General features: G+C 43.6%; 16 protein-coding genes and 1 other annotated feature. All 16 genes read left to right on the forward strand.

Going from position 1 to position 13,594, the window contains the following annotated elements:
* Nucleotides 1–6 precede the first annotated feature (6 nt).
* The 16 genes from cysE (at nt 7) to rpoB (ending at nt 13,556) form a co-directional block, all read left to right on the forward strand.
* A complete protein-coding gene (gene cysE / locus DUK53_RS15235; protein WP_052165064.1) occupies nt 7–639 on the forward strand; it encodes a serine O-acetyltransferase in 633 nt (210 codons plus the stop codon).
* Nucleotides 636–2,054 carry a cysteine--tRNA ligase gene (cysS, locus tag DUK53_RS15240; RefSeq protein ID WP_036094401.1) on the forward strand — a complete coding sequence of 473 codons (1,419 nt, stop codon included), beginning with the start codon at nt 636–638 and terminating at the stop codon, nt 2,052–2,054. Before cysE ends, cysS begins: the two co-directional genes overlap by 4 nt.
* A gap of 3 nt (nt 2,055–2,057) precedes the next feature.
* Nucleotides 2,058–2,456, forward strand: coding sequence for a Mini-ribonuclease 3 (locus DUK53_RS15245; RefSeq protein WP_036094400.1), 399 nt, complete (start codon nt 2,058–2,060; stop codon nt 2,454–2,456).
* A gap of 15 nt (nt 2,457–2,471) precedes the next feature.
* Nucleotides 2,472–3,221, forward strand: a complete 750-nt coding sequence (gene rlmB / locus DUK53_RS15250; protein WP_036094398.1) for a 23S rRNA (guanosine(2251)-2'-O)-methyltransferase RlmB — start codon at nt 2,472–2,474, stop codon at nt 3,219–3,221.
* Nucleotides 3,222–3,223: 2 nt separating this feature from the next.
* Nucleotides 3,224–3,736 carry an NYN domain-containing protein gene (locus tag DUK53_RS15255; protein WP_036094397.1) on the forward strand — a complete coding sequence of 171 codons (513 nt, stop codon included), beginning with the start codon at nt 3,224–3,226 and terminating at the stop codon, nt 3,734–3,736.
* 87 nt (nt 3,737–3,823) lie between these two features.
* Complete coding sequence (locus tag DUK53_RS15260) at nt 3,824–4,444, forward strand: RNA polymerase factor sigma-70 (protein ID WP_255309571.1); 621 nt, start codon at nt 3,824–3,826, stop codon at nt 4,442–4,444.
* A gap of 156 nt (nt 4,445–4,600) precedes the next feature.
* The gene (rpmG, locus tag DUK53_RS15265) at nt 4,601–4,750 is read left to right on the forward strand and encodes a 50S ribosomal protein L33 (protein WP_077912489.1); all 150 of its coding nucleotides are present in this window, start codon (nt 4,601–4,603) and stop codon (nt 4,748–4,750) included.
* A 20-nt stretch (nt 4,751–4,770) separates the two neighbouring features.
* On the forward strand, nt 4,771–4,950 hold the full coding sequence (gene secE / locus DUK53_RS15270; protein WP_036071365.1) for a preprotein translocase subunit SecE: 180 nt from the start codon (nt 4,771–4,773) through the stop codon (nt 4,948–4,950).
* 152 nt (nt 4,951–5,102) lie between these two features.
* Entirely contained in the window at nt 5,103–5,636 is a 534-nt protein-coding gene (nusG, locus tag DUK53_RS15275) for a transcription termination/antitermination protein NusG (protein WP_036094394.1), read from the forward strand.
* Between the two features lie 173 nt (nt 5,637–5,809).
* Nucleotides 5,810–6,289, forward strand: coding sequence for an Imm63 family immunity protein (locus DUK53_RS15280; RefSeq protein ID WP_036094393.1), 480 nt, complete (start codon nt 5,810–5,812; stop codon nt 6,287–6,289).
* 139 nt (nt 6,290–6,428) lie between these two features.
* Nucleotides 6,429–6,854, forward strand: a complete 426-nt coding sequence (gene rplK, locus DUK53_RS15285; protein ID WP_036060221.1) for a 50S ribosomal protein L11 — start codon at nt 6,429–6,431, stop codon at nt 6,852–6,854.
* Nucleotides 6,855–7,030: 176 nt separating this feature from the next.
* Complete coding sequence (rplA, locus tag DUK53_RS15290; RefSeq protein WP_036094391.1) at nt 7,031–7,720, forward strand: 50S ribosomal protein L1; 690 nt, start codon at nt 7,031–7,033, stop codon at nt 7,718–7,720.
* Nucleotides 7,721–7,781: 61 nt separating this feature from the next.
* Nucleotides 7,782–7,925: a sequence feature (ribosomal protein L10 leader region), on the forward strand.
* Nucleotides 7,926–7,976: 51 nt separating this feature from the next.
* Nucleotides 7,977–8,477 (forward strand): 50S ribosomal protein L10, encoded by a 501-nt coding sequence (gene rplJ / locus DUK53_RS15295; RefSeq protein ID WP_036094390.1) that lies wholly within the window; start codon nt 7,977–7,979, stop codon nt 8,475–8,477.
* Between the two features lie 80 nt (nt 8,478–8,557).
* Nucleotides 8,558–8,926, forward strand: coding sequence for a 50S ribosomal protein L7/L12 (rplL, locus tag DUK53_RS15300; RefSeq protein ID WP_036094389.1), 369 nt, complete (start codon nt 8,558–8,560; stop codon nt 8,924–8,926).
* A 198-nt stretch (nt 8,927–9,124) separates the two neighbouring features.
* On the forward strand, nt 9,125–9,733 hold the full coding sequence (locus tag DUK53_RS15305) for a class I SAM-dependent methyltransferase (RefSeq protein ID WP_036133353.1): 609 nt from the start codon (nt 9,125–9,127) through the stop codon (nt 9,731–9,733).
* Nucleotides 9,734–9,998: 265 nt separating this feature from the next.
* A complete protein-coding gene (gene rpoB / locus DUK53_RS15310) occupies nt 9,999–13,556 on the forward strand; it encodes a DNA-directed RNA polymerase subunit beta (RefSeq protein ID WP_036094384.1) in 3,558 nt (1,185 codons plus the stop codon).
* Nucleotides 13,557–13,594: the final 38 nt, after the last annotated feature.

Here is a 13,594-nt window from a genome sequence, read left to right on the forward strand (position 1 = left end):
ATTACAATGGCTAGTCGCATGAAAGAGGATATGAAATCAGTGTTGGAGAATGACCCGGCGGCGCGCGGGTATGTGGATGCGTTTTTGAATTATCCGGGTTTGCACGCGATTTGGTGGCACCGGTTTGCGAACTTTTTTTATAGGCACGGGATGGTTGTGTTTTCGAAGTGGTTGTCGCAGGTGGCGCGTTTTTTGACAAATGTCGAGATTCATCCGGGGGCAACGATTGGACGGCGTTTATTTATCGATCATGGGGCTGGAATTGTAATCGGCGAAACGGCGGAGATTGGCGATGATGTGGTACTTTTTCATGGGGTGACGCTCGGTGGAACGGGGAAGCATAAGGGGAAACGCCATCCTACGGTGAAAAATGGGGCGCTGATTTCGGCTGGTGCGAAGATTCTGGGGCCAATCACGATTTGTGAGAATGCAAAAGTTGGTGCGGGCGCGGTGGTTATCAAGGATGTACCGCTGGGCGCAACGGTTGTGGGTGTTCCTGCAAAAGTGGTGCGGCTGAATGGGCGCGTGACGCAACATACGGAGCCGCAAGTCGCGGAATTGAAGCGCAGACTTACTGAAATAGAAGTGGAATTGGAGAAATTGAAAAATAATACACAAAAAGGAGAAGATGAACAATGACTTTGCAAATTTTTAATACATTGTCTCGTGAGAAGGAGGCATTCACGCCGCTGGAAGATGGGAAGGTCAAGATGTATGTTTGTGGGCCGACTGTTTATAATTATATTCATATCGGGAATGCGCGACCGATTATTGTGTTTGATACGGTGCGTCGTTATTTGACGTATCGCGGATTTGATGTGAATTTTGTGTCGAATTTTACGGATGTGGATGATAAGTTGATTCGCGCGGCGCATGAGTTGGAGCTTACGGTGCCTGAGGTTGCGGAGCGTTTTATTGGGGCTTATTTTGAGGATGTGCATCAGTTGAACGTGCGGGATGCGAATGTCCATCCGCGGGTGACGCAGGATATGGATGATATTATTGCGTTTATTGACGCGCTGATTGAGAAGGAATATGCGTATGAATCGGCTGGCGATGTGTATTTCCGAACAAAGCGGTTTAAGGAGTATGGCAAATTGTCACAGCAACCTTTGGACGAATTGCAGCACGGGATTCGTGTGGAGGCGAATGATCGCAAGGAGGATCAGCTTGATTTCACGTTGTGGAAGGCGGCTAAACCGGGCGAGATTTCGTGGGAAAGTCCGTGGGGAGCGGGACGTCCGGGCTGGCATATTGAGTGCTCGGCGATGGCGCGCAAATATCTCGGGGACACGATTGATATTCATGCAGGCGGGCAAGATTTGATTTTCCCGCATCATGAGGATGAGATTGCGCAGTCGGAGGCGCTTACGGGCAAGCCGTTTGCGAATTACTGGATGCATAATGGTTATATGAATATTGATGGGGAAAAAATGTCGAAGTCGCTGGGGAATTTTATTACGTTGCATGAGGTTCTGGAAAAGCATAATGCGAATGTGGTGCGGTTTTTCATGTTGTCTGTGCATTATCGCCGACCAATTTCTTATAGTGAGGCGTTGCTTTTGGACGCGGAAAATGGATTGGATCGGTTGCGGACGGCGTATCAGAATGTGGATCACCGAATTCAGGTGGCGGAAGAGGATTATTCTGGAACGCCGGAAGAGGATGATTGGCTGGAGCAATTGACGGAGTTGATGCACCAGTTTGAGGACGAGATGGATGATGATTTTAATACGGCAAACGCGATATCGGTCTTTTTCGAATTGGCAAAACGGGCGAATATTTATTTGACGAATGAGCGGATTTCGATTACGGTTCTGCGTGAATTTTTAGGGATGATGACATTGTTCGCGGATGTGCTCGGATTTAAGTTGGATGTGGACGCGGCGGATATTAGTTTGAGTGATGAAGAGATTGAGGATTTGATTGAGGAGCGGATTCAGGCGCGGAATGAGCGTGATTTTGCGAGATCGGATGAAATTCGCGATATGTTGAAGGAAAAGCAGATTATATTGGAAGATACGGCTCAAGGTACGCGCTGGAAAAGGGGTTAATGGATGGCGACTGTGAAGGATTATAAACAGCTAAATGGCCTGGCGCTTGCTTATATGGGTGACTCGGTATACGAGCGTCATATTCGCGAATTGTTGTTGGCAGAAGGTAAGACGAAGCCGAATCAGCTACACAAAACAGCGACGCAATACGTTTCGGCGAAAGCGCAGGCTTATATTTTGCAGGCGATGTACGCGAAGGCGTTTTTGACGGAGGAAGAGGACCGAATTGCGAAGCGTGGTCGGAATGCGAAGTCGAATAGTGTGCCGAAAAATACGGATTTACAGACATATAGTTTGTCATCGGCTTTTGAAGCGGTGATTGGTTATTTATATTTGGGCGGCGAATCGGAGCGCTTGAATGAGTGGCTGGATTTGGCGACGGAAATTATTAAAGCGAAATAAGGAGGCAATGGCAAAATGGAGCAAGATCAAGAGTGGATTGCTGGGCGGAATCCTGTGAGTGAGGTACTGAAATCAGAGCGTGATATCCATAAAATTCTCATTGCGGAAGGCTCGCAAAAAGGAAGTATGCAGCAAATTATTGGTGCGGCGAAGGAACGCAAAATTCAAGTGCAAATCGTGCCAAAATCGAAAATAGATAAAATAGTAGAAGGTTCGCATCAAGGTGTGGCGGCTCAAGTGGCGGCATATCAATATGCGGAATTAGATGATCTTTTTGCGAAAGCGGAAGAACGCGAGGAAATGCCATTTTTCATGATTTTGGATGAATTGGAGGATCCGCATAACTTGGGCTCTATTATGCGTACGGCGGATGCGGTTGGCGCGCACGGAATTATTATTCCAAAACGACGCGCGGTTGGCTTGACGCAAACGGTTGCGAAGGCTTCGACGGGTGCGATTGAGCATATTCCGGTGGTGCGTGTGACGAATATTACCCGTACAATGGAAGATTTGCAGAAGCGTGGTTTGTGGATTTTTGGTACGGATGCGAGCGGAAGTAGTGATTACCGGACGATGGATGCGAATATGCCGCTTGCCTTAGTAATTGGCAGTGAAGGTTTTGGTATGAGTCGCCTCGTTCGGGAGAAATGTGATTTTCTAGTACATTTGCCAATGTGTGGGGCGGTAACGTCGCTGAATGCATCGGTTGCTGCGAGTGTCTTAATGTACGAGATTTATCGTAAACGTCTGCCGCTCGGTGAATAAAGATGAATCGCGTTATGCTAGTGGATGGCTATAATGTCATTGGGGCATGGCCAGAACTAGCGCGTTTGAAAGCCGGAGATTTAGAGTCGGCGCGCAATCAACTGGTGGAGTGGATGGCGGAATACCAGAGTTACACTGGCTACCGAGTGATTGTCGTGTTCGATGCTCAATACGTCCGTGCCAAAGAGCGCAAATATAAGAAAAATAAAGTCGAAATTGTATTCACAAAAGAAGATGAAACGGCGGATGAATATATCGAGCAAAAAGCAATTGAATACAAAAATGTCAAAACGCAAGTCATGGTCGCGACGAGTGATTACACGGAACAGTGGGCGATTTTTGGGCAGGGCGCGTTACGGGTTTCGGCGCGTGAATTAGTTTTTGAAATTAAGGAAATGACCCATCAAATCACCCGCAAAGTGAAGCAAATCCAGGAAAATCAGCCTAAAACAGGTCTAAATATCGATTTTGAGACAATTCAGGCCTTGGAAAAGCTGCGAAGAGGCCGAAAATAGTCATTGACGAGCACTCGGAAACCCTTGTATAATGGGATTTACAAAGGAAATACGAAGCGTGACAAAGGAGGCTTTCTGAGAGTTCCATTGAAAACAAATGACAGTAAACAAGCAGAGATGAAAATGTTGCAGCTCGCGAGATCAGGCGATACGGAGGCCATTGAGCATTTTTTTAAGGCATATCAGTCTATCATTTATTGGAAAGCCACACAGTATTTTTTGCAAGGAGCAGAGCGCGATGACCTGATTCAAGAAGGTATGATTGGCCTGTTTAAAGCGATTCGGGATTACAAAGAAGATCGGGAAGCGTCTTTTCGTTCGTTTGCAGAGATTTGCATCAATCGGCAAATTTTATCAGCGGTCAAGCGGTCGATGCGACAGAAGAATTATGCGCTCAACAGTTCGGTGTCTATTGATACACCAGTAGAAGACGGTGATGCGATTGACTGGACATTGCTTGATGTCATTTCGGAAAAAGAAGCCATGACTCCAGAAGATTTCCTGATTCAGAATGAGAATTTAGCAGGCGTCGCACAAAAACTGGAAGAAGTAACAAGTGAGTTCGAGCGCGAAGTCCTCTATCAATATTTAGAAGGCAAAAGCTATCAAGAAATGGCCGCGCACTTCAATAAAAAAGAAAAAGCGATTGATAACGCGATTCAGCGGGTAAAGAAAAAGATGATGAAGCAAGTGGATGAATCGTTGTGATGCTAGTAACCGAATTGGGAATCCATTGGTTTGAGATAGACGCTTTTTTCAGTCTTGACTCTAATCAGCATTTAATGGTATATTATTATAGATGTAAAGTGTTGAATGGAGAGTTTGACGCTAAAAGCATAGAAATAAGCGGAGTTGATTGTGATTATGAAAAAGAAAACATCACTTGCCTGTTCAGAGTGTGGATCACGAAACTATTCCATTGGTGTCGGCGGCACAGCGCGAACAGAACGGTTAGAAGTGAAGAAATTTTGCAGACACTGTAATAAGCATACACTTCATCGCGAAACAAAATAGTGGATTTGGAGGGGTATAACATGTCAGCAGTTTCAAGGTTTTTCCGTAATGTAAAGTCTGAAATGAGCAAGGTTACGTGGCCAACTGGTAAAGAATTAAGAACGTATACGATTACTGTAATCATCGCTGTAGCTTGTATGGCTGTGTTCTTTATGGTTGTGGACTTTTTAATCGAAATGCTTATTCAGTTTATGCTATAATACTAGGCTTTTTTAACAAAGAATGCTATAATACAATTATTGAGATAGAACCCGGGACGTTTTTCGGGTTTTTTATTTTGGGTAGTTTTTATATCTGAAATTAATATCAAAGAGGAGGATGACCCCAATTTGGTGGCGGTCAAATGAGACAAATGGATAAAAGTTGGTATGTTGTACACACCTATTCTGGTTATGAAAATAAAGTCAAAGCAAACCTGGAGAAACGTGTGGAATCAATGGGGATGTCGGATAAGATTTTCCGCGTCATGGTTCCCGAAGAAGAAGAAACAGAAGTAAAGAACGGCAAAACAAAAACATTGAAGCGTAAAGTTTTCCCAGGTTACGTGTTAGTTGAAATTATTATGACGGACGATTCTTGGTACGTGGTTCGTAACACGCCCGGCGTAACAGGCTTCGTTGGTTCGGCAGGCGCTGGCTCAAAACCGACTGCGCTACTTCCGGAAGAAGCGGATCGGATTCTGAAGAGCATGGGCATGAACGAACGCCGTCAAGAAGCGGACTTCGAGCTTGGCGAAACAGTCATGGTCAAAGAAGGACCGTTTGCTGAATTCTCCGGTAAAGTAGAAGAAATCGACAACGATAAAGCAAAAGCGAAAGTCATGGTCAACATGTTCGGCCGCGAAACACCGGTTGAAGTTGATTTTGACCAAATCGAAAGACTGTAAAACAAGTGAGTTTCGGTCTAACTGCAGCTATTGTTTCAGCCCTAATTGTGGTCATTGGAGTTATCGCGATGTTTGTCTGCGGTTCTATCATATGGCGCGCGTTAAAAAAATAAACAAGAAAGACTTGGATCAAATGCGTCCAGGTCTTTCTTCGTCTCAAGGAGGTTCTGCGAATGCCAGACTACGCGAAGTCAATCTATCTACAACTAAAAAGTATCGCATCGCTTTATGACATTGATTTTCACCTTTATGTCAAAAGCTCTGGCGGTTTCGGTGAGCTTTGTATGGATTGGAACGAAGCGGAGGGTTATCTTTTATACGGCGACGAACGTGGCGAAAAGGTTAGTCTGTTTAAAACGCAGGATTTCGATACCTTCCAATACGAAGTTTTTCTACACCTCGCTTTTCGAATGGGACTAGAATATGAGCTAAAACACCGCGATCTTACTTATACCCGCAAAAACGACGACGACCTACAGGGCGATACAAGAAAAGTGGCGTTTGAAGAAACCATCAGGATACTAGCGACGATCAACACCGATTGGGCCAGAAAAGCAGCAATCCATTACGCCGAATACCTCAACATATGGCGCACCGAGAAAAACGTCCGATACGATTTTGACACCGCGACATTTACCACCAAGAAATTTTAAAAGAGAACAGACAAAAAAATCTTGCAATCCCGCGAGCTTAGTGTTATTCTATATGAGGTACAATTTGTGCTGTTTTAACGTGGGAGGGGAAATGATTAACCCCATTAAACCACATCACGGACTTAAGGAGGTGTGTCTCGTGGCTAAAAAAGTAATCAAAGAGGTAAAATTGCAAATTCCAGCAGGTAAAGCTAATCCAGCTCCACCAGTTGGTCCAGCACTAGGTCAAGCGGGTGTTAACATTATGGGATTCTGTAAGGAATTCAATGCGCGCACAAGCGATCAAGCTGGTCTAATTATTCCTGTTGTGATTTCTGTGTATGAAGATCGTTCTTTCACATTCATCACTAAAACTCCGCCAGCAGCAGTCTTGCTTAAAAAAGCAGCTAAAGTTGAAAAAGGATCAGGTGAACCAAACCGTAATAAAGTTGCGGTTGTGAAACGTGCTCAAGTACAAGAAATCGCTGAACTAAAAATGCCGGATCTAAACGCAGCAAGTGTTGAATCTGCAATGCGTATGGTTGAAGGTACTGCGCGCAGCATGGGTATTACGATCGAAGACTAATACCAATCATGTATTACGCGTATCAGGAATAAGAAAAAGAACAACTGAACGAAGCGGGTCGAACCGTTTATCATATTAGAGTAATACGTTCATCTTTTCTTATTTCAAATCAGATTTCGCATCTGATTTACGTGGGAGGAAATTCCGATATAACCACAGAATAGGAGGAAAAAAGAATGGCTAAGAAAGGTAAAAAGTATCAAGATGCTGTTAAGCTAATCGATACTGACAAAGCTTATTCCGTTGAAGAAGCTGTCGAACTTGCTCAAAAAGCAGACTTCGCTAAATTCGATGCAACTGTTGAAGTAGCATTTCGTTTAGGCGTTGACCCTAAAAAAGCAGATCAACAAATCCGCGGCGCTGTTGTACTTCCGAATGGAACAGGTAAAACACAACGCGTATTAGTATTTGCAAAAGGCGAAAAAGCAAAAGAAGCTGAGGCTGCTGGCGCTGATTACGTTGGAGAAGGCGATTACGTAACTAAAATTAACCAAGGTTGGTTTGATTTTGACGTTATCGTAGCAACACCTGATATGATGGGTGAAGTTGGTAAATTAGGCCGTGTCTTAGGACCAAAAGGTTTAATGCCAAACCCTAAAACAGGAACAGTAACAATGGACGTAACAAAAGCAGTGAACGAAATCAAAGCTGGTAAAGTAGAATACCGCGTTGACAAGTCTGGTAATGTCCACACTGCGATTGGTAAAGTATCATTTGATGCTGCTAAGCTTGTTGAGAACTTCCGTACTATTAACGATGTTCTTCAAAAAGCAAAACCTGCTGCGGCTAAAGGAGTATATGTAAAAAACGTAACCGTTACAACTACATTTGGTCCTGGTGTCAAAGTAGATCCATCTTCATTCTAAGTTTTTCTTAGATATGAGCTTGACGGCGTTGTTCTATTTTGGTAGAATAACAAAGTCGAAACAAAACAGAATATCCTAACCGTAGACAGCAGGCGCGTCTTGTACGCTTAATTTTGCCCGCCGAGGATTTTGAAAGTTAGTTCCATTGTGAAACTGGCTTGTGAACCCCTCACGTCTACGGTGTGAGGGGTTTCTTATATGCTTTGAAGTCGTTCGCGCGGCTTTGGAACAATCATGATGGAGGTGGAAAACAAAGATGAGTACAATTTTAGAATTGAAACAAGGTGCTGTTAATGAAATCACTACGAAATTCAAAGACAGTGCTTCTACAGTAATCGTTGACTATCGCGGTTTAACAGTTGCTGAAATCACCGAATTACGTAAACAATTACGTGAAGCTGGTATTGATTTTAAAGTATACAAGAACTCGTTAATGCGTCGTGCTGCTGAGGCTGCTGGCTTAGAAGGCTTGAACGAAGTATTGACAGGTCCTAGCGCTATCGCTTTCAGTAATGAAGACGTTGTTGCTCCTGCTAAAATCATTAATGAATTTGCAGAGAAACACGAAGCACTAGAAATTAAAGCTGGTATCATCGAAGGTAAAGTATCTTCTGTTGAAGATGTTAAAGCTCTTGCTTCTCTACCATCACGCGACGGCTTGCTATCTATGCTGCTTAGCGTACTTCAAGCTCCAGTTCGTAATTTGGCACTTGCAGCAAAAGCTGTTGCAACTCAAAAAGAAGAACAAGGCGCTTAATTTTCAAACCGGTGAATTTTCACCAACAACCAAATCGGCATAGTCCGAAAAAAATTATATTATAATGGAGGAATTTCAAAATGGCTTTAAACATTGAAGAAATCATTGCTTCCGTAAAAGAAGCAACTGTATTAGAATTAAACGATTTAGTAAAAGCAATCGAAGAAGAATTTGGCGTAACTGCTGCTGCTCCTGTAGCTGCTGGTGCTGCTGTTGGTGGCGCTGCTGCCGCTGAACAAACTGAATTTACAGTAGAACTAGCTTCTGCTGGAGATCAAAAAATCAAAGTTATCAAAGTGGTTCGTGAAATCACTGGTCTTGGCTTGAAAGAAGCTAAAGAAGTTGTAGATAACGCTCCTAAAGCTCTTAAAGAAGGCGTTACTAAAGAAGAAGCAGACGAAATCGTTGCTAAACTTGAAGAAGTTGGCGCTAACGTAGCTGTGAAATAAAAACGAAAAGTGAAATACGCTCGTTCAGCCTCGAAAGAAATTGTTAGGGGGCGCAGTAAAAGTCCTCGTTTGACTTTTGTGGAGGCCACGAAATTTCCGAGAGGCTAGCGTATGTAACTAGACAGGAAGAGCACCAAATTAGCCTAATGCTGATCTGGCGCTCTTCCTTTTTTTATACATAGAAAGGTGGTGGGAAATGTGAGCAATAAACATTACTATACGAAGAATAGCGATTTAGATCATAAACGCAAAACATGGACTTTTGAATTACGCGGGACCTCGATTAAATTCATCAGTGACGCCGGTGTTTTCTCAAAGACTACCGTTGATTTCGGTTCGCGGCTTTTGATCGAGAGTTTTGAAGCGAGTGATGCGGCTGGTAAAATACTTGACGTTGGTTGTGGCTATGGCCCGATTGGACTTGCATTTGCGAAAAGTTATCCCGAGGCGCAGGTCGATATGATCGATGTGAACGATCGCGCGCTGGAATTATCTGCAGAAAACGCGGCGAATAATGGTCTGACGAACGTTCGTGTTTTTGAAAGCTCGGTATATGACGGTGTGGCGGATCGCGATTATACGGATATTATTAGTAATCCTCCAATTCGGGCAGGTAAAAAAATCGTGCATGAGATTCTGACGGGGAGCTTTGACCGGTTAGAAACTGGCGGTAGTTTATGGATTGTGATTCAGAAAAAACAAGGCGGACCTTCTGCTGCTGCGAAAATGGAAGAAGTTTTCGGGAATGTGGAAGTCGTTGCGAAGGATAAGGGATATTTTATTTATCGGAGTATGAAGGAGATATAGAAAAGCGAAGTCCTAATCATTGACGCCATCTTTTCACTATGATATTATAATAAGATGCCAAAAGAATCGATATCGCCATATTTTAGCGGTGAGTATTGAAGAATTGCAGTTTTAGCCTGTTTGGTTCACATAGCAAGAAAATAGTGGTTTTCTTTGAGGAACCCGCTTTCTTTTTGTCTTTTTTAGGTATTTTTGCCAAGTTCCATTGTACTATTTTTGCTGCAATGTGCTTAATAAATTTAGTTTATTTGAGAGGGTGAATGAGTTGTCAGGTCAACTAGTTCAGTACGGAAGACATCGCCAACGTAGAAGTTTCGCTCGTATTAGTGAAGTGTTGGAGCTACCAAACTTAATCGAGATTCAATCGAAGTCCTACCAATGGTTTTTGGATGAGGGATTACGTGAAATGTTCCGCGATATTTCTCCAATTGAGGATTTTGCTGGGAATTTGTCACTAGAATTTATCGACTACAATTTGGGAGATCCGAAATATTCAGTAGAAGAGTCGAAAAACCGTGATGCGAATTATGCAGCACCATTGCGTGTAAAGTTACGTCTTATCAATAAAGAGACGGGCGAAGTGAAAGACCAAGAAGTATTTATGGGTGATTTCCCGCTTATGACCGAGATGGGTACGTTTGTTATCAATGGCGCCGAGCGTGTTATTGTATCGCAATTAGTACGTTCTCCGGGTGTTTATTTTAACGGAAAACTCGACAAAAACGGTAAAAAAGGTTTTGGTTCTACTGTCATCCCTAACCGTGGGGCATGGCTTGAGTATGAAACAGACGCGAAAGATGTTGTTCATGTAAGGATCGACCGGACGCGTAAATTACCAGTTACTGTTCTTTTACGTGCGCTTGGATTCGGCTCCGATAGCGAAATTTTAGAATTAATCGGGGAGAATGACTACTTACGCAACACACTTGAGAAAGATAATACCGATAATGCGGACAAAGCATTGCTTGAAATTTATGAGCGCTTACGTCCTGGTGAACCACCAACAGTTGAAAATGCGAAGAGCTTGCTAGTATCGCGCTTTTTCGATCCAAAACGTTATGATTTAGCGAATGTTGGTCGTTACAAAATCAACAAAAAAGTGCATTTGAAGAATCGTTTATTTAACCAAACACTTGCCGAAACGTTAGTTGATCCAGAAACTGGTGAAATTATCGCGTCCAAAGGTGAAATTTTAGATCGTCGTAAATTGGATTCTATTATTGAGAATCTTGAAAATGGCGTTGGTTTCCGTACACTCCGTCCAACTGATGGCGTGATGGAAGATAGCGTTGTTGTTCAATCTATCAAAATTTACGCACCAAATAGCGAAGAGGAAAAAATTATCAATGTCATTGGTAATGCTTATATTGATGCGAGCGTGAAACATATTACGCCGGCTGATATTATTTCTTCTATTAGTTATTTCTTCAACCTACTTCATGGAGTAGGCGACACAGACGATATTGACCATCTTGGTAACCGTCGTTTGCGCTCAGTTGGAGAACTTTTACAAAATCAATTCCGCATCGGTTTATCCCGTATGGAGCGTGTAGTTCGTGAGCGTATGTCGATTCAAGACATGAGCACCGTGACACCGCAACAATTGATTAATATTCGCCCAGTTGTGGCATCTATTAAAGAATTCTTTGGTAGCTCGCAGTTATCACAGTTTATGGATCAGACCAACCCGCTGGCCGAATTGACGCATAAACGTCGTCTTTCAGCGCTTGGACCCGGTGGTTTGACGCGTGAACGTGCTGGTTATGAAGTACGTGACGTGCATTACTCTCACTATGGTCGCATGTGTCCGATTGAAACGCCTGAGGGACCGAATATTGGACTGATTAACTCCTTGTCCTCCTTTGCAAAAGTGAACAAGTTTGGCTTTATCGAAACACCATATCGTCGCGTTGATCCTGAGACGAACCGCGTAACAGATAAGATTGACTATCTGACTGCGGATGAAGAGGATAACTATGTAGTGGCGCAAGCGAACTCCAAATTGGATGAGCTTGGTACTTTTACAGAAGAAGAAGTTATGGCTCGTTTCCGTTCTGCCAATTTAGCTGTTGAAAAAGAACGCATCGATTACATGGACGTATCGCCAAAACAAGTTGTTTCGGTTGCGACGGCATGTATTCCCTTCCTTGAAAATGATGACTCCAACCGTGCGCTAATGGGAGCCAACATGCAACGTCAAGCTGTACCGCTTCTTAATCCTGAAGCGCCAATCATCGGAACAGGTATGGAACACGTTTCTGCCCGTGACTCTGGTGCTGCTGTCGTTTGTAAGCATGACGGTCTTGTAGAACACGTGGAAGCAAAAGAAATCTGGGTTCGCCGTATTTCTGAAGTGGATGGCAAAGAAGTTAGCGGTGGTATCGATAAATATACACTGCGCAAATTTGTTCGTTCGAATCATGGTACGTGTTATAACCAATCTCCAAACGTTGCAGAAGGAGACCGCGTAACAAAAGGCGAAATCCTTGGTAACGGACCTTCGATGGACTCTGGAGAACTTGCTCTAGGTCGTAATGTTCTTGTAGCATTCATGACTTGGGACGGTTACAACTATGAGGATGCGATTATCATGAGTGAACGTCTTGTAAAAGATGATGTTTACACGTCGATTCATATTGAAGAATTTGAATCAGAAGCACGTGATACAAAACTTGGACCTGAGGAAATGACGCGCGATATTCCAAACGTTGGGGAAGACGCATTGCGCGACCTTGACGAACGTGGAGTTATCCGTGTCGGAGCGGAAGTAAAAGACGGTGATTTGCTCGTTGGTAAAGTAACGCCAAAAGGTGTAACCGAACTAACAGCAGAAGAACGTTTACTGCACGCTATCTTTGGTGAAAAAGCCCGTGAAGTTCGCGATACTTCACTACGCGTACCACATGGCGGCGACGGCATTGTCCTTGACGTAAAAATCTTTACACGTGAAGCAGGCGATGAGTTACCACCAGGCGTTAACCAACTCGTTCGTGTTTACATCGTTCAAAAACGTAAAATTCATGAAGGCGATAAAATGGCCGGACGTCACGGAAATAAAGGGGTTATCTCTCGTATTTTACCAGAAGAAGATATGCCATTTATGCCAGACGGAACGCCAGTTGATATCATGCTTAACCCACTAGGTGTACCATCACGGATGAACATCGGACAAGTACTTGAGCTTCATTTAGGTATGGCGGCTCGTTACCTCGGCATTCACATCGCGACACCAGTATTTGATGGCGCGAACGATGACGACGTTTGGAGTACAGTTGCCGAATCCGGTATGGCGCCAGATGCGAAGACCACGCTTTACGATGGACGCACAGGTGAACCTTTTGATAACCGTATTTCTGTCGGTATTATGTATATGATTAAACTTGCCCACATGGTTGATGATAAATTGCATGCTCGTTCAACTGGACCTTACTCACTAGTAACGCAACAACCACTAGGCGGTAAAGCACAGTTTGGTGGACAACGTTTCGGGGAGATGGAAGTATGGGCACTAGAAGCATACGGTGCCGCTTACACGCTTCAAGAAATCCTAACGATTAAATCCGATGACGTGGTAGGACGTGTGAAAACATACGAAGCCATCGTTAAAGGAGAAAGCATTCCAGAACCAGGCGTACCAGAATCCTTCAAGGTATTAATTAAAGAGCTTCAAAGTCTAGGAATGGACGTAAAAATCCTCTCAGCAGACAAAGAAGAAATCGAATTACGCGACCTAGAAGACGAAGAATTCGGCGCTCAAAACGACGCTTTCAACATCGTATCCGAACCAGTGAAACCAGCAGGAATTATAGATTCGAATCAATAATATAAAGCTGAAAGAGCCCGTTTAGCCTCGACAGAAAT

This window comes from Listeria sp. SHR_NRA_18 (assembly GCF_003856515.1).
Taxonomy (GTDB): domain Bacteria; phylum Bacillota; class Bacilli; order Lactobacillales; family Listeriaceae; genus Listeria_A; species Listeria_A newyorkensis.